The organism is Cryobacterium sp. 10C3, from assembly GCF_034314285.1.
GTDB lineage: Bacteria > Actinomycetota > Actinomycetes > Actinomycetales > Microbacteriaceae > Cryobacterium > Cryobacterium glucosi.
Genome location: NZ_JAVIWF010000002.1, coordinates 939,257 through 959,078, shown reverse-complemented (window position 1 = coordinate 959,078; position 19,822 = coordinate 939,257). Strand labels below are relative to the sequence as shown.

Annotated in this window: 17 protein-coding genes and 2 pseudogenes; 9 read left to right on the top strand and 10 right to left on the bottom strand. The window is 69.8% G+C overall.

Translation table 11 applies throughout. The features are described from left to right. The first annotated feature begins 107 nt into the window (after nt 1–107). The 5 genes from RGU41_RS05165 to RGU41_RS05145 all read left to right on the top strand — a co-directional run bounded on the left by RGU41_RS05165 (nt 108) and on the right by RGU41_RS05145 (nt 5,484). Nucleotides 108–1,427, top strand: a complete 1,320-nt coding sequence (locus tag RGU41_RS05165; RefSeq protein ID WP_322135723.1) for a mechanosensitive ion channel family protein — start codon at nt 108–110, stop codon at nt 1,425–1,427. After that, a complete protein-coding gene (locus RGU41_RS05160; RefSeq protein ID WP_134559771.1) occupies nt 1,417–1,905 on the top strand; it encodes a globin in 489 nt (162 codons plus the stop codon). Before RGU41_RS05165 ends, RGU41_RS05160 begins: the two co-directional genes overlap by 11 nt. A gap of 156 nt (nt 1,906–2,061) precedes the next feature. After that, nucleotides 2,062–2,724, top strand: a complete 663-nt coding sequence (locus RGU41_RS05155) for a hypothetical protein (protein WP_322135722.1) — start codon at nt 2,062–2,064, stop codon at nt 2,722–2,724. Next, nucleotides 2,643–3,749 carry an HNH endonuclease signature motif containing protein gene (locus RGU41_RS05150; RefSeq protein WP_322137304.1) on the top strand — a complete coding sequence of 369 codons (1,107 nt, stop codon included), beginning with the start codon at nt 2,643–2,645 and terminating at the stop codon, nt 3,747–3,749. Before RGU41_RS05155 ends, RGU41_RS05150 begins: the two co-directional genes overlap by 82 nt. Nucleotides 3,750–3,777: 28 nt before the next feature. After that, nucleotides 3,778–5,484 (top strand): FAD-binding dehydrogenase, encoded by a 1,707-nt coding sequence (locus tag RGU41_RS05145; protein ID WP_134559329.1) that lies wholly within the window; start codon nt 3,778–3,780, stop codon nt 5,482–5,484. 143 nt (nt 5,485–5,627) lie between these two features. Here the strand turns inward: RGU41_RS05145 and RGU41_RS05140 are convergent, their stop codons facing one another. The 4 genes and pseudogenes from RGU41_RS05140 to gabT all read right to left on the bottom strand — a co-directional run bounded on the left by RGU41_RS05140 (nt 5,628) and on the right by gabT (nt 11,310). After that, a complete protein-coding gene (locus RGU41_RS05140) occupies nt 5,628–7,028 on the bottom strand; it encodes an NAD(P)/FAD-dependent oxidoreductase (RefSeq protein WP_322135721.1) in 1,401 nt (466 codons plus the stop codon). A 55-nt stretch (nt 7,029–7,083) separates the two neighbouring features. Continuing rightward, nucleotides 7,084–8,546, bottom strand: a pseudogene (locus RGU41_RS05135) (NAD-dependent succinate-semialdehyde dehydrogenase). A gap of 117 nt (nt 8,547–8,663) precedes the next feature. Further along, nucleotides 8,664–9,824, bottom strand: a complete 1,161-nt coding sequence (locus tag RGU41_RS05130) for a Glu/Leu/Phe/Val family dehydrogenase (RefSeq protein WP_416173138.1) — start codon at nt 9,822–9,824, stop codon at nt 8,664–8,666. A gap of 121 nt (nt 9,825–9,945) precedes the next feature. Beyond that, complete coding sequence (gabT, locus tag RGU41_RS05125; RefSeq protein WP_174774849.1) at nt 9,946–11,310, bottom strand: 4-aminobutyrate--2-oxoglutarate transaminase; 1,365 nt, start codon at nt 11,308–11,310, stop codon at nt 9,946–9,948. A 142-nt stretch (nt 11,311–11,452) separates the two neighbouring features. Here gabT and RGU41_RS05120 point away from each other — a divergent pair, with 142 nt between their 5' ends. Next, nucleotides 11,453–12,115 (top strand): PucR family transcriptional regulator ligand-binding domain-containing protein, encoded by a 663-nt coding sequence (locus RGU41_RS05120; RefSeq protein WP_322135720.1) that lies wholly within the window; start codon nt 11,453–11,455, stop codon nt 12,113–12,115. Then, nucleotides 12,091–13,053: a helix-turn-helix domain-containing protein gene (locus RGU41_RS05115; protein WP_322135719.1), complete on the top strand. Its 963-nt coding sequence runs from the start codon at nt 12,091–12,093 to the stop codon at nt 13,051–13,053. Before RGU41_RS05120 ends, RGU41_RS05115 begins: the two co-directional genes overlap by 25 nt. Nucleotides 13,054–13,062: 9 nt before the next feature. Here the strand turns inward: RGU41_RS05115 and RGU41_RS05110 are convergent, their stop codons facing one another. Then, nucleotides 13,063–13,935 carry a pentapeptide repeat-containing protein gene (locus RGU41_RS05110; RefSeq protein ID WP_322135718.1) on the bottom strand — a complete coding sequence of 291 codons (873 nt, stop codon included), beginning with the start codon at nt 13,933–13,935 and terminating at the stop codon, nt 13,063–13,065. A gap of 55 nt (nt 13,936–13,990) precedes the next feature. Then, nucleotides 13,991–14,668: a hypothetical protein gene (locus tag RGU41_RS05105; protein WP_134447836.1), complete on the bottom strand. Its 678-nt coding sequence runs from the start codon at nt 14,666–14,668 to the stop codon at nt 13,991–13,993. Nucleotides 14,669–14,747: 79 nt separating this feature from the next. On the opposite strand from RGU41_RS05105, the pseudogene RGU41_RS05100 reads away from it, so the two are divergent. Continuing rightward, nucleotides 14,748–15,612 (top strand): annotated as a pseudogene (locus RGU41_RS05100) (acyl-CoA thioesterase). Nucleotides 15,613–15,639: 27 nt separating this feature from the next. Here the strand turns inward: RGU41_RS05100 and RGU41_RS05095 are convergent. Both RGU41_RS05095 and RGU41_RS05090 read right to left on the bottom strand, forming a co-directional pair. Then, entirely contained in the window at nt 15,640–16,416 is a 777-nt protein-coding gene (locus RGU41_RS05095; protein WP_322135717.1) for a zf-HC2 domain-containing protein, read from the bottom strand. Further along, the gene (locus tag RGU41_RS05090) at nt 16,413–16,949 is read right to left on the bottom strand and encodes a sigma-70 family RNA polymerase sigma factor (RefSeq protein ID WP_134447832.1); all 537 of its coding nucleotides are present in this window, start codon (nt 16,947–16,949) and stop codon (nt 16,413–16,415) included. Before RGU41_RS05090 ends, RGU41_RS05095 begins: the two co-directional genes overlap by 4 nt. 217 nt (nt 16,950–17,166) lie before the next feature. On the opposite strand from RGU41_RS05090, the gene RGU41_RS05085 reads away from it, so the two are divergent. Beyond that, a complete protein-coding gene (locus RGU41_RS05085) occupies nt 17,167–17,616 on the top strand; it encodes a ubiquinol-cytochrome c reductase iron-sulfur subunit (RefSeq protein WP_134447830.1) in 450 nt (149 codons plus the stop codon). Between the two features lie 11 nt (nt 17,617–17,627). Here the strand turns inward: RGU41_RS05085 and RGU41_RS05080 are convergent, their stop codons facing one another. Continuing rightward, nucleotides 17,628–18,119, bottom strand: a complete 492-nt coding sequence (locus RGU41_RS05080) for an acyl-CoA thioesterase (protein WP_134447828.1) — start codon at nt 18,117–18,119, stop codon at nt 17,628–17,630. Between the two features lie 20 nt (nt 18,120–18,139). Then, nucleotides 18,140–19,822: an energy-dependent translational throttle protein EttA gene (gene ettA / locus RGU41_RS05075; protein ID WP_134447826.1), complete on the bottom strand. Its 1,683-nt coding sequence runs from the start codon at nt 19,820–19,822 to the stop codon at nt 18,140–18,142.

Below are 19,822 nucleotides of genomic sequence, written 5' to 3'. Positions count from 1 at the left end.
GCATCCGCCGGCCCGAACGGCCTCGCCTCTCAGGGGGCGGGGCCGTTTTCACGTTGGCGGGGCGCTCAGGGTTCGCCCGGTCGGCTCTCGGTAGACTCGAAAGCGCTATGAATTGGGACATTATCTGGGCTGAAATCGTCAAATACTTCACAACGACCCTCGGGCTACAGCTGCTGCAGGTGCTCGGAATCCTCATCGTCGCGTTCGCGGTGCACTGGATCCTGCAGTTCGTGATCCGCCGCGTGGTGATCCAGATTGTCACCGGCGTCAAGCGCACCCAGAAGGTTGAGGACACCCGGGCGCTCAACGTGTCCCCGGTCGCCGCCGTTCGCGTCGTGCAGCGCACCCGTACGCTCGGCTCCGTCCTGACCAACATCGTCAATGTGCTCGTCGTGATCATCGCCGGCCTGCTCATCCTGCAGGTGATGGCCCCGAGCATCCTGGGCTCGTTCGCCCTGCTGACGGCCGCGATCGGCGCCGGCCTCGGCTTCGGTGCCCAGAACATCGTCAAGGACATCCTGAACGGCCTGTTCATGGTCATGGAGGACCAGCTCGGCGTGGGCGACATCGTCGACACCGGGTTCGCCTCCGGCGTCGTGGAGACGGTCGGCATCCGCATCACCCAGATCCGCGACGTGAACGGCACGCTCTGGTTCGTTCGCAACGGCGAGATCCTCCGGGTCGGCAACATGTCGCAGGGCTGGGCCCGCGTCATCATCGACCTGCCCATCCCGTACAGCTCGGACGTCGAAGCCATCCAGTCCGAAATGCTGCGGGTCGCGACGGCGCTCGCCTCGAGTCGCAAATGGCGGTCGATCATCCTCGAGAAGCCGGAGATCTGGGGCCTCGAGTCGATTTCCGCCGAGGCCCTTGTCACCCGGCTCGCCGTGAAGGTGCGTGTCTCGGCGAAGTGGGACTTCGCCCGCGACCTGCGCCTGCACCTGAAGCTCGCGCTCGACAGCCTCGGGGTCTCGCTCACTCCGCTCAACAGCGTCGTGATGACGGGGTCGGACGACGGCTCGGATGCCACACCGCCGACGAACCCCGTCGATATCGCCGCCGTCGCCGCGGCCGCGGAACCCGATCCGCTGCCGCACATCGAGGTTGTTCCGCTCAAGAAGGCCAGGACCCCACGCGGGCCCCGCAAGGCCAAGTCCGTTCCCAAGAAGGAAGCCCCGGTCGACGACGCTCCCGGCGAGGCTGCCCAAGCCCCCGCCCCACGGGCAACCGCACCCCGCGCTCCGCGAGCCCCCAAGGCTTCCGCCACCCCGACCACCCCGACCACCGCGACCACCGCGACCGCTCCAGCCACCCCGAAGGCTCAGGCAGCCCCGAAGGCTCCGACTGTTCCGACGCCGGACGCCGCCCACCCGGGCCCGCCGACTCCCGAAACCGAACCCACCCCCGAGGGATCCCATGACGACTGACCCCGCCCAGCCACCGGCATCCGCCCCCGCCCCGACCCCGGTCGACCCCGCACTGCCTGCCCGGGTGCTGCTGCGCAACGGTGAGAACGGTGCCGCGATCGGTGCCTCGTTCTACGAGCAGGTCGGCGGGCGACCGTTCTTCGAGAGGCTCGTCACCGAGTTCTACCGGGGTGTCGCCGGCGACCCCGTGCTGAAGCCGATGTATCCGGAGGACGACCTCGGCCCAGCGGCAGCGCGCCTCACCGGGTTCCTCGAGCAGTACTGGGGCGGCCCGGGCACCTACAGCGAACAGCGCGGACACCCGCGGCTGCGCCAGCGGCACCAGCCCTTCAAGGTCAACCCGGACGCCAGGGACCGCTGGCTGCTGCACATGCGTGCCGCGGTCGACTCCTGCGAGCTGCCCGAGCTGCAGCGAACCGTGCTCTGGGACTACCTCGAGCGCGCGGCACACGCCATGTTGAACACGTTCGACGACTGATCTCAGGGCGTCTCCAACCGTCCCTGGAGGGGAGAACAGGCTCTCGAAAGAACGAGAACGTTGTGAATTCGCCTCAACACGTACCTGATCAGAGTAGATTTCCACAGACCTGAGCCATGCTCAGAGAATGTCGGTGGTGGGTCGTAACGTGAGGGCATGACCAACCTCCCGGAGTCGCCCGCTTCGCCCGATCGGCCGCATGGCGGTGCGTCTCCCAGTACGCCCGTCACCGTGCTGGTGCCGGATGCTGTCGCGGCCTTGGGAAGGTCATCAGCTGACTACGACGCGCTCAGCGACGAGCAGGTTCTTGCCGGGCAAGCGTTGATCGCGGATTCCCGGCGGGCGCTGGAGACGTGTGCCGCGTGGATGGCGGCGACCCTCGCCCGCCGTTCCCGGGCTGAACTCGGCGGGAACGGGCTCGCGGCCCGGCACGGGTTCCGGACCCCGGAAGACCTGCTGCAGAGCGTGTCTGGGTCAAGCAAGGGCGATGCTGTCAAGCTCCTCGGGGTGGGCCGGCTGCTGGCCGAGGCCGACGCCGCCCAGAAGGCCGCCCGCGAAGCCGCCGAGGCGCAGAAGTTACTCGACGGGACTCCGCCCCTCAACGAGGCCGCTCCAGACCTGCCGCCAGTCGACCCGCCGGTTCCTGCTGCCGCGGTTCCGCCGTGGCACGCGCCGATCGGCCGGGCCCTCGCGAGGGCTGGCTCAGTGTTGAGAAGGCGGACTCGCTCCGGAAGGGCCTGGGCGATCTGGACCGGGCGATCACCGCGGAGAAACTCGCCACTGCCCTGGCCCGGCTCCTCACCGAAGCGCGCACGGTGAACGCTGACCAGCTGTTCAAGCGCGCCCGGCGGGTGCGGGACGTGCTCGATGAGGCCGGCATCGCCGCCCGCGAGAAGGCCGTCTACGACGACCGGTCCCTACGGTTCTGGCGACTCCACACCGGGCAGGTGCGCATGGTCGGGTTGTTCGCCCCGGAAGACGGCGAGTACCTGATGAGTACCTACGACGCCATTACCAGTCCCCGCCGGGGCGGGGTGCGCTTCGTGGACAAGGAGCAGGTCGCGTGGGCGAAGCGGGTGCAGGACGACCCGCGCACCACCGAACAGCTCACCGCGGACGCGTTCCTGGCCCTGATGAAACTCGGCGTGAAGGCCGACCCGAAACGCATCGCCGGAGGACGAAGCCCCGCCGTCCGCATGGTCACCATCCGCCCCACCGGCACCGCACCCACCGATGCCGTGCCAACCGAGGCCCCGTCACCCGCAGCCGACGCTGCGGCGAACCCCGAAACCGCGTCACCCGCGCTCCAGCCCGGCGTCATCGAGGGGACTGCGGTGACGGTCTCGGCCGAGACCTTGGAACGGAACCGGTGCGACAGCGGACTCCTCGACGTCACCTTCGACGACCACGGCCACGGCGTCGACCTCGGCCGCGAACAGCGCACGTTCAGCCCCGCCCAACGCGCGGCCCTCTCCCTCCGCGACGGCGGCTGCATGTGGCCCGGCTGCGACCGACCACCGTCCTGGACCGAAACCCACCACATCCAACACTGGAAAGACGACACCGGGCAGACCAACCTCGACCAAGGAATCCTGCTCTGCCGCGCCGACCACCTACGGCTCCACAACGAACACTGGCGCATCACCCGCGACGACACCGGCCAGTACTGGCTCACCCCACCACCCGGACTCGACCCCGAACAGAAACCCATCCCCCCACCAGCAAAAACGCGCTCACCAGGTGGAGTGAATCCGGGGTACCGCACAGTTAGCATGGAGCCAGCGTCGCTCCGAGCGACGCCCCGCGGGCCCCGAAACGCATTCGACTCCCGCTGCCCCTTCTGACACTGCCCCTTCTGACACTGGAGTCACGATGAGCACGGTTCCCCCGCACGCGACCGGCCCCCGAGCGACATCCCCTCGGACGGATCCGAGCGAAGCCGACGTCATCGTAGTCGGGGCCGGCCTCGCCGGACTCGTCGCGACCGCGGAGCTCGTCGCCGCGGGCAAGCGGGTCATCCTGCTCGACCAGGAGCCGCCCGCCTCGCTCGGCGGCCAGGCCTGGTGGTCGTTCGGCGGCTTGTTCCTTGTCGACTCGCCGGAGCAGCGCAGGCTCGGGGTGCACGACTCCGCCGGACTCGCCAGACAGGACTGGTTCGGCACCGCGGGTTTCGACCGTGACGAGGACCTCTGGCCGAGCCGCTGGGCGGAGGCCTACCTGGACTTCGCCGCCGGCGAGAAGCGCGCCTGGCTGCACTCCCGCGGCATCCGCTTCTTTCCGGTCGTCGGCTGGGCCGAACGCGGCGGCACCACGGCCCTCGGCCCCGGCAACTCCGTGCCGCGGTTCCACATCGTCTGGGGCACCGGTCCGGCGATTCTCGCCCCGTTCATCGAGCGCGTGCGGGAAGGCGTGCGGTCCGGCCTCGTCACGGCGCTGCACCGCCGCAGGGTCGACGAGCTGCTCACCCACGACGGCACGGTCGTCGGCGTGCGGGGAAGCATCCTCGCCCCGAGCGACGCCCCGCGCGGCGCGCCCAGCTCACGCGAGGTCGTCGGCGACTTCGAGCTGCGGGCATCCGCCGTCGTCGTGACAAGCGGCGGCATCGGCGGAAACCCCGCGCAAGTCCGCGCCCAGTGGCCGACCCGGCTCGGCACCGCGCCCCGGGAACTGCTGTCCGGCGTGCCCGCGCACGTCGACGGGCGGATGCTCGGCATCAGCGAGCGGGCCGGCGCCCGGCTGATCAACGGAGACAGGATGTGGCACTACCCGGAGGGCGTCGCGAACTGGGACCCGGTCTGGCCCGCGCACGGAATCCGGATCCTGCCCGGTCCGTCCTCGCTCTGGCTCGACGCGACGGGGACCCGGCTGCCCGCTCCCCTGTTCCCCGGCTTCGACACGCTCGGCTCGCTCGAGCACATCCTGCGCACCGGTTACGAACACAGCTGGTTCGTGTTGACGCAGAAGATCATCGAGAAGGAGTTCGCACTCTCCGGGTCCGAACAGAACCCCGACCTCACCGGTAAGAACCTTGCCCTTCTCGCCAAACGGGTGACGAAAGGCGCTCCCGGGCCGGTCGAGGCCTTCAAGAAGCATGGCGCCGATTTTGTCGTCGCCGACACCCTGCCCGACCTGCTCGCGGGCATGCGCCGGCTCTCCCCCGATGCTCCCCTGGACCTCGCCCAGGTCGAGCGGGAGATCCGCGCCCGCGACCGCGAGCTCGACAACGCCTTCACCAAGGATGCCCAGATCACGGCGATCCGCCAGGCCAGGCACTACCGCGGTGACCGTCTCATCCGCGTCGCGAGCCCGCACCGGCTGCTCGACCCGCACGCGGGCCCGCTGATCGCGGTCAAGCTGCACGTCCTGACCCGGAAGAGTCTCGGCGGCATCGAGACGGACCTCTCCGCCCGCGCCCTCGGGCCGGACGGCACACCCGTGCCGGGCCTCTACGCCGCCGGCGAGGCGAGCGGCTTCGGCGGCGGCGGGATGCACGGCTACCGCGCGCTCGAAGGCACCTTCCTCGGCGGATGCCTCTTCTCCGGACGCACCGCGGGGCGCGCCGCCGCGGCGGCGGTCTGACCCCCGGCTGTCACGGGAGCGTCCGCACGCGCCGCACCTCGCGGCGCGCGGTGCGTCTCCGGGCGCGCACCGTGTCTCGCGGCGCGCGCCCGATACATCGCCGCGAGACGCAAACGGCGCCGCGAGTCCGCGCCCGGCGGCGCCTAGTCCAGGACGCTCGTCAGCGCCCCGACCGGCTCGAGTACCGGCTCGAGTACGGCCGCGATGGCGGCAGCGGTGTCGCGGCCCATCCGGATCGCCCCGTCGACGTGCTGGTAGCCCTTGCCGGCCAGGTCGCTGCAGGAGAAGTGGATCGGCCCGACGGGGGTGCGCAGGTCCGCGCCGTAGCGGGCGAGGCCGCCGAGGTCGAAACTCGCGGCGTATGCACCCCGGGTCCATTCCTCGTTGCCCCAGTCGCTTTCGTAGTAGACCGCCGGCGACAGAGCCTTGTCCCCGAAGTAGTGCGAGAGCGAAAGCAGGATGCGCGCCCGGCGCTCCTCCGCGGGGAGCCGGAACACGGCATCCGCCGCCTCATCGGACACGAAGCCGACGAGGGTGCCGCGGTCGTCTCCGAAATTGGTGTTGTCGTACGCCTCGTGCACGAGCTCGTAGGGACTGAACGCGGTGCCGGAGAGGCCGTCCTCGCGCCAGAACGGGGTCTTATAGACGGCGTGAACCTTGATCACGAGACCCATCGAAAGGTGCTGGTGCAGCTGGTGCTGGCGGCGGGGCAGGGCGGGTTCGAAGGAGATCCGGCTGAGCAGAGTCGGCGGAAGCGCGAGGATCGCCCGGCGGGCGTGCACCTCGAGTCCGTCGGTGACCGCGACGACACCCTCGTCGCTCCAGCGCAGGGTGCGCACCGGCTGCCCGAGGTGCACGTCATCGCCGAGCTGCTCCGCGAGCAGCAGCGGGACCTGCTGGAGGCCGCCGACGACGCGCTCGTCGAGGATGAAGTCGGCGTCGACGAGGTTGCTGAAGCTTCCGGCACTCGCGGCCATCAGCAGGGCCTGCAGGGCGGAGAAGGCGTGCGCAGGCTTGGTCAGCATGGCGCCGGCGATGAACATCGCGACGTTGTCGCGGGCCTCCTGGTCGGCTGTCTGGGTTGCGAGCCACCCGGCGAAGGAGATCCGGTCGAGTTCGACGGCCCGCGGGTGCGCCCACGGCCGATCGGGGTCGACCTCGGCGACAAGCTCGTCGAGCGTTGCGATGAGGGCGACGATCTCGGCCTGGGTCTCCGGGGAGACCGGGAAGATCTCGCCCTCGAAGCGGGTGCGTACCCCGGAGTCGTTGATGTAGACGTTTTCTCCGGCGCGGTACCGGGAGTAGGTCTCGAGACCGAGCTCCGCGAGGGTCTCCTTGAGCGCGTGCTGGTCCGGTGACACCCACTGGCCGCCGATCTCGAGCGTGGCTCCCTCGATGTCGTCGGTCCACAGCCGACCGCCGACCCGGTCGCGCGCTTCGAGCACGGCGACGGTGAGGCCGGCCCGGCGCAGCGACGTTGCTGCGGTCAGGCCGGATGCCCCTGCGCCGATGATGACGATGTCACGGTCGATCCTGGTTGTCATGAAAACTCCTCCATACGTGGGTGCTGCGAGGTCATTCGGAAGTTGTGCAAGTCGGTCATGACGCGGGGATCAGGGTGTACTTCGGGGACAGGTACTCGTGGATTCCCTCGAGGCCGCCCTCCCGGCCGAGCCCTGATTGCTTGACGCCTCCGAAGGGGGCGGCTGCGTTGGACACGAGTCCTGTGTTCAGTCCCATCATGCCCGTGTCGAGCCCGGCGATCATCCGCTGGCCGCGGGCGATGTTCTCGGTGAAGACGTAGCTGATCAGCCCGTACTCGGTGTCGTTGGCGAGCCGGATCGCCTCGTCCTCCTCCGTGAAGGTCACGATCCCGACGACGGGCCCGAAGATCTCCTGGCGAAGCAGGTCGCTGTCGGCTGCGACGTCGGTCAGCACGGTCGGGGCGTAGAACGACCCTGGACCCTCCGGGCGGAAGCCGCCGGTGAGGAGGGTCGCACCGCGGTCGAGGGCATCGCTCACGAGCTTCTCGGTGTTGGCGACGGCCGCGTCGTTGACGAGCGGGCCGATCGTCACGTCCGGCTCGGTGCCCCGACCGATCCGGAGGGCTTCGACGCGGGCGACGAGGCGGCGAGCGAAATCCTCGGCGACGGACGCGTGCACGATGAACCGGTTCGCTGCCGTGCACGCCTGGCCGATGTTGCGGAACTTGGCGAGCATGGCGCCGTCGACGGCCCGGTCGAGGTCCGCGTCGGCGAAGACGAGGAACGGCGCATTCCCGCCCAGCTCCATCGAGGTGCGCAGCACGCCCTCCGCGGCCTGGCGGAGGAGCGCCCGGCCGACACCGGTCGAGCCGGTGAAGCTGAGCTTCCGGAGCCGCGGGTCTGCGATCAGCGGGGCGGAGACCTCAGCGGATTCCGAGGTCGTGATCACGTTGACGACGCCGGCGGGAACGCCCGCGTCCTCGAGCAACTGGGCGAAGAAGAGGGTGGTGAGCGGCGTGAGTTCCGCGGGCTTGATCACGACTGTGCACCCCGCGGCGAGCGCGGGGGCGATCTTGCGGGTCGCCATCGCGAGCGGGAAGTTCCACGGGGTGATCAGGAGGCACGGGCCGACCGGGCGCTGCGAAACGACCATCTGGCCGGTACCCTCGGGTGCCGGCCCGTAGCGCCCATTGATTCGTACGGCCTCCTCGCTGAACCAACGCAGGAATTCCCCGCCATAACCGACCTCGGCGCGGGCCTCGGCGAGTGGCTTGCCCATTTCGATGGTCATCAGCAGGGCGAAGTCCTCCCGGCGTTCCTGCAGCAGGTCGAACGCACGACGCAGGATCTCGGCCCGCACCCGCGGCGCGGTCGCCGCCCAGGCGGGACCCGCTGCGACGGCGGCGTCGAGGGCGCGTCCGCCGTCCGCGACGCCCGCGTTGGCGATCCGCTTGAGCTCGCGCCCGGTCGCAGGGTCCGTCACGATGATCGGCTCCCCGTGCCGGGCTGCCAGGTGCCGTCGATGTAGAGACCGTCTGGGACCCGGTTGAGGAGTTCGGCCTCCCGCTCGGTGCCGATGGTGGTGGTGTCGCCGGAGGCGGGGCTCAGGGGGCGGTTCTCGGTGCTGAGACTGGTCACGGGTGTTCTCTTTCGGTCACGGGGCAGGTACGGCAGGCGGTGGGAAACGAACGGGCGTCAGGGGTAGAGTCCGCGGAGCAGGTGGGCCTCGGCGACGCGTTCGACGGCGAGGACCGTCGCCGCTGCCCGCAGGGAAAGGTCCCGGGAGGCGGCGGTTTCGACGACCTGCTGCCAAGCGGCGAGCATCCGCTCTTCGAGCTTCTGTTCGACCTCTGCGGCGTTCCACCAGTAGGCCTGGTTGCCCTGCACCCACTCGAAGTAGGAGACGAGCACTCCGCCGGCGTTCGCAAGGATGTCGGGCACCACGAGCTGTCCGTTCGCAGCGAAGATCCGGTCGGCAGCCGGGGAGGTCGGGCCGTTCGCGCCCTCGACGATCACGCGTGCCGTCACGCGGGCAGCGTTCCCGGCGTGCAGGACGCCCTCGACCGCGGCCGGGACCAGCAGGTCGACGTCGAGCTCGAGCAGCGCTTCACCGTCGAGCGGGTCCGCCCCGCCGAAGCCGACGACCCTGCCGGTCGCCGCGACGTGCGCGTCGAGCCCGGCGAAGTCGATGCCCCGCTCGTTGTAGACGGCGCCGTACTGGTCGCTGACCGCAACGACCCGCACCCCCGCGTCGGCGAGGAACACGGCAGCGTCGTGGCCGACCTTGCCGAAGCCCTGCACGGCTGCGGTCGCTCCGTACGGCGTGATGCCGCTGTGCCTGAGGGCGGCAAGTGCGACGTGGGTCACGCCGCGGCTGGTCGCGCTCGCACGGCCGTGGGAACCGCCGAGGCTGATCGGCTTGCCCGTGACGATCCCGGGAACGGTGTAGCCGACGTTGACGGAGTAGGTGTCCATCATCCAGGCCATGGTGCGCTCGTCGGTGCCGATGTCGGGGGCCGGGATGTCCTTCTCCGGGCCGATGATCGGCAGGATCTCGCTCGTGTACCTGCGGGTCACGCGCTCGAGCTCCGGGAGCGAGAATTCACGCGGGTCGATCGTGACACCGCCCTTGGCACCGCCGTACGGCACGTCGAGCAGGGCGCATTTCCAGGTCATCCACATCGCGAGGGCGCGCACCTCGTCGAGGGTCACGTGCGGGCTGTAGCGCAGGCCGCCCTTGGCCGGGCCGCGGGAGAAGTTGTGCTGCACCCGGTAGCCGGTGAACAGTCGGGTGCTGCCGTCGTCCCGGCGCAACGGAACGGCGACGGTGAGCTCGCGGCGCGGGGTCGCGAGCAACGCGTGCAGGCCTTCCGGGTAGCCGAGCAGGGCGACGGCGTCGCTGAGCTGCGACCGGGCGTCGACGAGGGGCGTGGCGAGGGCGTGACCTGGCGAACGGCCGGCCGGGCCTCGAGCAGGCTCATGCGTTCGCCAGAGCGTGTGCGACGACCTGGAGGCCCTCGACGAGGAGCTCGTCCGAGATACTCAGCGGCGGCAGGAACCGGATCACGTTCCCGTAGGTTCCGCAGGTGAGGACGATGACGCCCTGCGCGTGGACGGCGGCCGCGACGCGGGAGGTGAGTGCGGCATCCGGTTCACCCGTCGCCGAGTCGACGAGCTCGATCGCGATCATGGCACCACGGCCGCGGACGTCGCCGACGCGCTTGTCGAAGGCGCGGATGGCGTTCAGCCGGCCGGTGAGGATCGTGCCGATCTCGCGGGCGCGCTCGACCAGGTTCTCGCTCTCGTAGGTGTCGAGGGTGGCGAGGGCCGCTGCACAGGCGAGCGGGTTTCCGCCGTAGGTGCCGCCGATGCCGCCGACCTGCGGGGCGTCCATGATCTCGGCGCGGCCGGTGACCGCGGAGAGCGGGAGGCCGCCGGCGATGCCCTTGGCCATCACGATCAGGTCGGGCACGATGCCCTCGTGGTCGCAGGCGAACATGGCGCCGGTGCGGGCGAAGCCGGTCTGCACCTCGTCGGCGATGAAGACGACCCCGTTGGCGCGGCACCAGGCCAGGAGGGTCGGCAGGAAGCCCGCGGCCGGGACGATGAAGCCGCCCTCGCCCTGGATCGGTTCGATGATGAGCGCGGCGAGGTTCTCGGCGCCGATCTGCTTCTCGATCTGGGAGATGGCGCGCTTCGCGGCGACGACGCCGTCGAGACCGCCGTCGCGCAACGGGTAGGACATCGGCGCCCGATAGACCTCGGCGGCGAACGGGCCGAAGCCGTTCTTGTACGGCTGGTTCTTCGCGGTGAGGCTCATGGTCAGGGTGGTGCGGCCGTGGTACGCGTGATCGAAGGCCACGACGGCCTGCCGCCCCGTGTAGTGCCGCGCGATCTTGACGGCGTTCTCGACAGCCTCGGCGCCGGAGTTGAACAGGGCGGTGCGCTTGGCGTGGTCACCGGGGGTGACCCGGTTGAGCGCCTCGGCGACCTCAATGTAGGAGTCGTACGGGGCGACCGTGAAGCAGGTGTGGGTGAACTGGGCGAGCTGGGCGGCGACGGCCTCGACGACGCGGGGCGCGCTGTTGCCGACGCCGGTCACGGCGATGCCGCTGCCGAGGTCGATGAGGGAGTTGCCGTCAACGTCGACGAGCACGCCGCCGCCGGCAGCGACGATGTAGACGGGCAGGGTCACGCCGACGCCCGCGGAGACCGCGGCGGTCTTGCGCGCCTGGAGCGCCTGCGACTGGGGTCCGGGGATGCTCGTCGTGAGGCGACGTTCCTGCGGAAGGGACGGGCCGCCGACGGGAACGGTGGTGGGCGGGGATGCGACGAGGGTCATGACTGCTCCAGTTCGTAAACCGAGGTGCATCGACCGGGCGGCGTCGATGTCAGGTGCCATGCTAGGCAGAGCGCCGACGGCAGCGCGCTCGCCGCTATGTACAGAATGCCGGCTAAGTTTCGACACGATGTACACTCGGCGCATGCCCCCGCTCAACGCACCGCCGCCGCTGCCCGGGCTGCGCCGCCTCCTCGACCGGCCGGACCTGCGGTTGCGGCTGCTCACTCCGGAGGCCGGCCTGCCGCCGCACGCCCTCGACCAGCCCGTCGAATGGGTGCACAGCTCAGACCTCGCCGACCCGACCCCGTTCCTGTCAGCACACCAGGTACTGCTGACGACAGGACGCCAGTTCGCGGAGGCTGTCACGGACGCGTTCTACGTCGACTACGTGACCCGGCTGCGCGACCGCGGCATCGTCTGCCTCGGCTTCGGCACGGAAGTCCTCCGCTCCGGCACCCCCGACGCCCTCGTCGCGGCCTGCCAGTCCCGCGGACTCCCCCTCGTCGAAGTGCCGTACGAGACGCCGTTCATCGCCGTCGCCCGGGCCGCCGGCGACCTCGTCGCCGAACTCCGCTATGCCAGGAGCACCTGGGCGCTCGGCGCCCAGCGGGCCATCGCGCTCGCGGCGCTCCGCCCGGACGGCCTCAGCGCTACCCTCAGCGAGCTGTCGCGGCAACTCGGCCACTGGGTCGCGCTCTTCGACATGAGCGGCGCCCTCGACCGGGTCTTCCCCGGGACACCTTCGCGGGCGCATCCGCTTCACGCGGCTCTCTCGACCGGGTGCAGCGCGAGGCAGCCCAGTTGATCCGACGCGGGCAGCGGGCCAGCACGTCGGTTTCGACCGGCGGAGAGACGCTGACCCTGCAGACCCTGGGTCGACGCGACCAGCTGCGCGGCGTCCTCGCCCACGGGGGTCCCGGCGAGCTCGACCAAGCCAGCCAGGAGGTCGTGACGAGCGTGATCGCGCTCGCGGGGCTCGCGCTCGAGCAGAACAGTGCACTCGACCGGGCGCGCGGGCTCCTCAGGTCCGGGCTGCTGCACGCGCTGCTCGGCGGCGACGTCGACCTCGTGCAGGCGACCTCCGGGGAGATGTGGGGGCCGCTCCCGTTCGAGCCGGTACGGGTCGCCGTGACCGACCCCGCGCCAGGGCGGCTGGACGCCCTGACCGAGTTCCTCGAGCTCCGGGTGGAGGAGAGCCCTGGACACCTGTTCTTCGCGCGCCAGGGCGGCCTCGTGGTCCTGTGCGTCGACGCCACTGCCGGGCCCCTGCTCGATGAGCTCGTCGGCTTCGGGTTGCACCTCGGGCTCTCGGACCGGACCAGGTACCGTGAGCTGCCGCACGCCCTCGCCCAGGCCCGCCAGGCCCTCGAACGCTCGCACGAGGGCGCGCCAGGCATCGTCGAATTCGACGTGATCTCCCGACAGGGCGTTCTCGCGTTCCTCGCCGGCACGGATGCCTCGGAGGTCGGACGCGCGACGCTCCAGCCGCTCACGGCGCACGACGCCGTCCACGGCACCGAACTCGTCCGCACGCTCCGGGTCTGGCTGGAGCACAACGGGCAATTCGGTCCAGCGGCCACCGAGCTCGGTGTGCACCGGCACACCGTGCGCGCCCGGGTGAGCCAGGCCGAGGCGCTCCTCGGCCGTGACTTCGGCACCTTCCACGCCCGCGCCGACATCTGGGCGGCGCTGCTCGCGTCCGGTGACGACGCCGGATCACCCCCTGAGCACCTCAGTATCTGAGATACCGTCTCACGGGCGGTTCTGCTCGCCCGCGCTCCAGTGCGCTGGGCGCACGAATCCCCGGGGCAGGACGGTGAGCTGGTCGCCTCTGGCGCTGCTGACCTGCATCTGGGTCAGGTAGATCGCGCCTGCGAGGTCCGCTCCGGCCAAGTTCGCGTTGCGAAGGTCGACGCCGAGGAGGTCGCAGTACGACAGCCGGGCTCCGCTGAGATCCGCTCCGATCAGGAGGGAGCCGCGCAGGCTCAGTCCACGAAGGTCCGCACCGGTGAGTGCCGCGGCCGCCAGGTCTCTCCCCGGTCCGAGCCGGCGCCGAACTCCTCGATCCCGGGTTTCGCCGAGGATTCCCCTGCGCGCGTCCTCGCTCGCCTGGAGGAGCAGCGACCGGGCCGCGTCGTACTCCGCGTCGACGTCGAGGCTCGCGAGCCGATCCGGCTGCTCCCGGCTGAGCGCGCTGACGCGATCGAAGCGCGACATCAGCGGAGCCGGATCACCCGTGTCCCCGACAAGGCTGATCGCCTGCTCGAGGTACCAGAGGAGTTCGTGCAGCCGCCGAACGATCGGGAAGATGGCGAACATGGCGTCCCTAGTCCCGGGATCGTCCCGCCAGGACCGGCCGGCGAAGGTCTGCTGCGAGACTTTCTGGCCGGCACCGAAACAGTCGAACACGGTGCAGCCGGTGAATCCCCGGGGACGCAACTCCGCGTGCACGCGGCACGCGTCGCGTTCGTCGAGGTTCTCGCAGGGATCGCCGGCCGGCTTGTCGAACGGGAAGTCGGCGGACCTGGTGAACGCCAGGGCGACGCAGCAGAGTCCGAAGCAACTGGCGCAGTCGGCACCGAGGTCCTCGCGGCGCCCGACCTCAACCCTGGTTCGTTCCGTCATCGCGTTCATCGTAGTCCGCGATCCGGGAGGGACAACCGGAATTCCCGGGCACGGGTCAGGCGCGCAACGACCAGGGCTTGCGACGCACGAGGATGTGGCCGCGGCTCGTGCTGAGCCGGGTCCAGGGCCCGGTCTCGAAGAGCCGCACCGGTTCGTCCTTGGGCAGGAAGCCGAGACTCACCGCCGCGAACGCCGCCCCGGCCGGAACGATCTCGAGTCCCGCGATCGGGCGACCCCAGACCTCTGCACGGACCCGCTGCACGACCTGCGCGCCCGAGTCCCGCGGCACGGTGGAGGCGACCTCGTCGATACCGGCGGCCGCAGCGCCCGTCAGGAGCGCGGCATCCGTCTCGCCGAGGAGTTTCCAGCCACCCCGGGGCGGGGAGATACCGGCCCAGGTCACGGTAGTGACCTCGAGCGGCACGGTCACCGCGACCGGCGCCTCCGGGTCGCTTCCCGCGGCGGCGAGGCGGGCGACCCGATCGAGCAGGGAACGCACCGGCACGACGGCGTCGAGTTCGACGGGTTCGTCGAGGCCGAAGGTGCGCAGGCCGAGCACGGTCGGGCTCCCGTCGAGGAGGCCGCGCGGGTAGAGGATCGCGGAGTACACCGCGAGCGCGCCGGCGGCCGAAATCAGGCGCACCGAACCGTCCTCGATACGGCTGGCGCGCGACAGGTAGACCTGCAGATCGCTGAGGGCAAAGGAATCCGTGAGAATAAATGACTGGCTCATCTGCTCCTAAACTACCAAGGTACGGCGAGGCTCATACCGACTTCGCACACACTGCCGAGGAGGACGCATGGACATGCCGATGGAAGGTCTCTTGAACGCCCTCGACCTGACCGACACAGGGGCGCGCACGAGCGAGGACATCTTCACCGGCCCGTCGCAGTGGATGCCCCTCGGCCGCGTGTTCGGCGGGCAGGTTCTCGCCCAGTCCCTCGTCGCGGCGATGCGCACGGTGCCTGACGACCGCCACCCGCACTCGATGCACGGCTACTTCCTCCGTCCGGGGGACGTCAGCCAGCCGATCACGTTCTCCGTCGACCGGATCCACGACGGCCGTTCCTTCTCCACCCGGCGCACCCAGGCGTACCAGAACGGCCACCCGATCCTCTCGATGATCGCGTCGTTCCAGGACGATGACGAGGGCCTCGAACACCACATCGACATGCCGGCCGGGTTGCCGGACCCCGAGTCGCTGCCGACCGCAGCGGAGTCCCTCTCCCAGGTCGACCACACCATCGCCCGCTACTGGGCGAGCGAGCGCCCGTTCGACATGCGGCACGTGCCTTCGCCGATCTACCTTCAGGTCAAGGGCGAGCACACCAGTCACCAGGCCGTGTGGATGAAGACCCTCGGCGCGCTTCCCGACGACCCCGACCTGCACCGTGCCGCCCTCGCATACGCGAGCGATTACTCGATCATGGAGCCGGTCATGCGCCGCCACGGCATCGCGTGGTCGACGCCGGGGCTCAAGGTCGCGAGCCTCGACCACGCTGATGTGGTTCCACCGCTTCGGGCGCGTCGACGAGTGGATGCTCTACGTCCAGGACTCCCCCACCGCCCAGGGCGGCCGAGGACTCTCCACCGGCAGCATCTACAGCCGTGAGGGTCTCCTGCTCGCGACCGTTGCCCAGGAGGGCATGGTCCGGGTTCCCGCGAACAAGGAATAGCAGCCGGCCCGGGATCACTGCGCGGGACTACTGCGCCTGCTCCACCCCGGGCTCGGCCGCGAGCAGCACGATGCCGTTGGGCTGCAAACGGATGTCGACGGACGCGATCTCGTCGGTGTCCAGTTTCGTGGTTCCCGCGACGGGGACCGTCATGCCGGGACCCGCGAGCCAGCTCGCGACCTGCGTCGCCTCCCCGTTCCGGTCCGTGACGAACATCGCGTACGCCCGCTCGGCCGCGGCGCCGGTGCCGGTGCCGGATTCGGTGCCGGATTCGGGCAGGCCATAGCTGCACGAGCCGTCTATGCGGGTGCCGCCGGGCTGAGCCGCCAGGCGGACATCCGCGCTCAGCGGGTTCGGGACCACCTGGTGCAGTGTGACGAGCTCCCCGGGAGGTTCCGCGATCGACGCCGGGGCGAGCCGGGCCGGCAGCACGATCGCGACCGTCGCAGCGACGGCCGCCACGGCGAGCAGGAGCCCGGCCTGCAGTATCCGCCCGCGCCGCCTGCGCCGCCGCGCAGCATCGAGCAGCCGCGGCAGGCCGTCGCTGCGAGGGAGGACGCCCGGTGACGCCGCGGTCTCCAACACCTCGGCGGTCGGCACGAGGCCGAGAAGACCGGGGATCCCGGCGATCTCGGCAACCCGACGGGTGCAGTCCGCGCACGTGCGCAGGTGGCGTTCGTAGTCGTGGCGTTCTTCGGTCGCGAGCGCGCCGAGCACGTAGGCGGCGTCCCACTCGGCGTACGGGTCACGCCCTGACCGGGGTACGCGCCCGGTGTCTGATGCACCGGATCCTGTCGTGGTCATCGCTCGGTCACTCCCTTCTCGGTGAGACTCAGGCGCATGGCACGCAGGGCGTAGTGCAGGCGCGACTTCACAGTGCCCTCCGGGATGTCGAGGGAGCGCGCGGTCTCGGCGACCGACTGTCCGCGGTAGTAGGCGAAGACGACCACGGCCCGGTGGTCTGCGGAGAGGCCGTCGAGGGCATCCGCCACGAGCCACGCGTCGAGGAGCGCTGCCGTCGCGTCGTTCGTCAGACGCTCGGGGAGTTCGTCTGTGCTGATTTCGTGGCGGTTCCTGGCGGAACGCCATTCGTCGATGACGAGGTGGCGGGCGACGGTGAAGAGCCAGGCGCGTGCCGAGTCAGCATCGTCGAGCACCCGGGGCAGTCGCCAGGCGCGCAACAGGGTCTCCTGCACGACGTCATCGGCCAGGGCGGAATCCCCGGTCAGCCGGGTCACGTACCGACGGAGCGCCACGGCGTGCGCATCATGCAGGGCGCGCAGCAGGTCGGCACGCGCGTCGACGGGCCGCTCCCCGCGTCCGGGTTTCTCCGCCACGGCACACCTCCTATCGTTAACACGGGCTCGCTGCGCCGTTCGTTCAGTTTCCGCCGGGTTTTGTCGAAGTCCGTCGATTTTCCGTGATGGGCTTTGAACCGTTGACCGGGCAGTTTCGTAGTAACTAGTAGCACCCTAACGAGTAGCGCCAGCTTGCGAACGGGGAGCAGCCCATTCGCCGTCACCGACCGCCACGACCACCATCACGAGGAGAATCATGACGAACGACACCGCGGTCTCCCGCCGCACCGCACTGCTGATCGGCACCGCAGGCACCGCCGCCGTGACCCTGGCCGCCTGCGCCCCGACCACGACGGGCGGCACCGGCGCCGGATCGGCCGGAGGTTCGACCGGGGCCGCAACATCGTCTGCGGGCGGGACCGTGGTCGCCAAGCTCTCCGACATCCCGGTCGGCGGCTCGATCGAGACCGCCCTGAATGGCAAGGCCATCTTCGTCAGCCAGCCAACCGCAGGCAAGGTCGTGGCCTTCAGCGCCGTGTGCACGCACCAGGGCTGCATCGTGAAGCTCGTCGACACGTCCTTCGACTGCCCGTGCCACGGTTCGAAGTTCGACACGGCAACGGGCGCCGTTCTCGCGGGCCCCGCCCCGAAGCCACTGATCGGCATCACCGTCTCGGTTTCGGGAGACTCCGTCACCGCAAGCTGAACGTATGGAGTTCAGTCTTCCGGAAGGGCAGCCCTGCGGGTGAATCGCACCGGGTCTTCGAGGTAGGGCAGCCACGCCGCACGCTCCTCGTCGGTGATCTTGCGCGGGCGCTGGGTTGCCGCATCGATGAGCACGATCGTGGTGCTGGCCTGCGCGTACAGCACCGCCGACTCGGCCTCCACCGGCCCCCACACCTCGTAACACACCTCGAGGCTCGCCCCGCCGACCTTGCCGAGCCAGAGACGGATGTCCACCGGCTGCCGCAGGTACGGGATCGACAACAGGTACTCGGCTTCGAGGCGCGCGATCACGGTCAGCGTTGCCGCGCCCGGCCGGCCGTCGAGAACGGCGGTCCCGGCCCCCGAGCCCGGCTCAACCTCGTCGTCGAGCCAGAACGCCTGGATGCGCGCCTCCTCGAGGAGGCGCAGCATCGAGGCGTTGTTGACGTGGCCGTATGCATCGAGGTCTGACCAGCGCAGGCTGATCGGCACGTGCAGCTTCATCTCGCTGGCCCGTTCCCGGCCTAGTCGCGCGTGAGCTTGCGGTACGCGGACCGGTGCGGCTTCGCGGCGTCGGGGCCGAGCCTCTCGATCTTGTTCTGCTCGTAGGACTCGAAGTTTCCCTCGAACCAGTACCAGCTCGCCGGGTTCTCATCCGTGCCCTCGTAGGAGAGGATGTGGGTCGCGATCCGGTCGAGGAACCACCGGTCGTGAGTGATGACCACGGCGCAACCGGGAAACTCGAGGAGCGCGTTCTCGAGGGAGCCGAGGGTTTCGACGTCGAGGTCGTTAGTCGGCTCATCCAGGAGCAGCAGGTTTCCGCCCTGCTTGAGTGTGAGCGCGAGGTTGAGGCGGTTGCGCTCTCCACCGGAGAGCACGCCGGCCTTCTTCTGCTGGTCGGGTCCCTTGAATCCGAAGGTCGACACGTAGGCGCGGGACGGGATCTCGGTCTTGCCGACCTGGATGTAGTCCTGGCCGTCGGAGACGACCTCCCAGAGGGACTTGTTCGGGTCGATTCCGGTGCGGTCCTGGTCGACGTAGGAGATGTCGACGGTCTCGCCGATCTTCAGCTCGCCGCCGTCGAGCGGCTCCTTGCCGACGATCGTCTTGAACAGGGTCGTCTTTCCCACGCCGTTCGGCCCGATGATGCCGACGATGCCGTTCCGCGGGAGGGTGAAGCTGAGCCCGTCGATGAGCACGCGGTCGCCGAAGCCCTTGTGCAGCTTCTTCGCGTCGATGACCTGGGCACCGAGACGCGGGCCGACCGGGATCTGGATCTCTTCGAAGTCGAGCTTGCGGGTGCTCTCGGCCGCGGCGGCCATCTCCTCGTAGCGGGCGAGACGTGCCTTGGACTTGGCCTGGCGTCCCTTGGCGTTCGAGCGGACCCACTCGAGTTCATCGGCGAGACGCTTGGCCATCTTCGCGTCCTTCTTGCCCGCGATCATGAGCCGTTCCTGCTTCTTCTCAAGGTAGGTCGAGTAGTTGCCCTCGTAGGGGTAGAGGTGGCCACGGTCGACTTCGGCGATCCATTCGGCGACGTGGTCGAGGAAGTACCGGTCGTGGGTGACGGCGAGCACGGCGCCGGCGTACTGGGCGAGGTGCTGCTCGAGCCAGAGCACGCTTTCGGCGTCGAGGTGGTTGGTGGGCTCGTCGAGGAGGAGCAGGTCCGGCTTCTGCAGCAGGAGCTTCGTCAGCGCAACGCGGCGCTTCTCACCACCGGAGAGGTCGGCGACGGCAGAGTCTCCCGGCGGCGTGCGGAGGGCATCCATCGCCTGTTCGAGCTGGGAGTCGAGGTCCCAGGCGTCGGCGGCGTCGATGGCTTCCTGGAGTGTGCCCATTTCGGCGAGGAGGGTGTCGAAGTCCGCGTCGGGTTCGCCGAGGGCGGCGCTGATCTCGTTGAACCGGTCGACCTTGGCCTTGATCGGGCCGACGCCTTCCTGCACGTTCTCGAGGACCGTCTTGGTCTCGTCGAGTTCCGGCTCCTGCATCAGGATGCCGACGCTGTAGCCGGGCGAGAGTTTCGCCTCGCCGTTGCTCGGGGTGTCGAGCCCGGCCATGATCTTGAGGATCGTGGACTTTCCGGCGCCGTTCGGCCCGACGATGCCAATTTTGGCGCCGGGGAAGAACGACATCGTGACGTCGTCGAGGATGAGCTTGTCGCCTACCGCCTTGCGTGCGCGGACCATCGTATAAATAAATTCGGCCAT

Excerpts from the sequence above, each read along its gene's own strand:
- RGU41_RS05120 (WP_322135720.1), top strand. The coding sequence starts at position 11,453 with ATGCCCCCGCTCAACGCACCGCCGCCGCTGCCCGGGCTGCGCCGCCTC.
- RGU41_RS05080 (WP_134447828.1), bottom strand. The coding sequence starts at position 18,119 with ATGAAGCTGCACGTGCCGATCAGCCTGCGCTGGTCAGACCTCGATGCA.
- RGU41_RS05160 (WP_134559771.1), top strand. The coding sequence starts at position 1,417 with ATGACGACTGACCCCGCCCAGCCACCGGCATCCGCCCCCGCCCCGACC.
- RGU41_RS05095 (WP_322135717.1), bottom strand. The coding sequence starts at position 16,416 with ATGACCACGACAGGATCCGGTGCATCAGACACCGGGCGCGTACCCCGG.
- RGU41_RS05155 (WP_322135722.1), top strand. The coding sequence starts at position 2,062 with ATGACCAACCTCCCGGAGTCGCCCGCTTCGCCCGATCGGCCGCATGGC.
- gabT (WP_174774849.1), bottom strand. The coding sequence starts at position 11,310 with ATGACCCTCGTCGCATCCCCGCCCACCACCGTTCCCGTCGGCGGCCCG.
- RGU41_RS05110 (WP_322135718.1), bottom strand. The coding sequence starts at position 13,935 with ATGACGGAACGAACCAGGGTTGAGGTCGGGCGCCGCGAGGACCTCGGT.
- RGU41_RS05165 (WP_322135723.1), top strand. The coding sequence starts at position 108 with ATGAATTGGGACATTATCTGGGCTGAAATCGTCAAATACTTCACAACG.
- RGU41_RS05140 (WP_322135721.1), bottom strand. The coding sequence starts at position 7,028 with ATGACAACCAGGATCGACCGTGACATCGTCATCATCGGCGCAGGGGCA.
- RGU41_RS05085 (WP_134447830.1), top strand. The coding sequence starts at position 17,167 with ATGACGAACGACACCGCGGTCTCCCGCCGCACCGCACTGCTGATCGGC.
- RGU41_RS05145 (WP_134559329.1), top strand. The coding sequence starts at position 3,778 with ATGAGCACGGTTCCCCCGCACGCGACCGGCCCCCGAGCGACATCCCCT.
- RGU41_RS05105 (WP_134447836.1), bottom strand. The coding sequence starts at position 14,668 with ATGAGCCAGTCATTTATTCTCACGGATTCCTTTGCCCTCAGCGATCTG.
- ettA (WP_134447826.1), bottom strand. The coding sequence starts at position 19,822 with ATGGCCGAATTTATTTATACGATGGTCCGCGCACGCAAGGCGGTAGGC.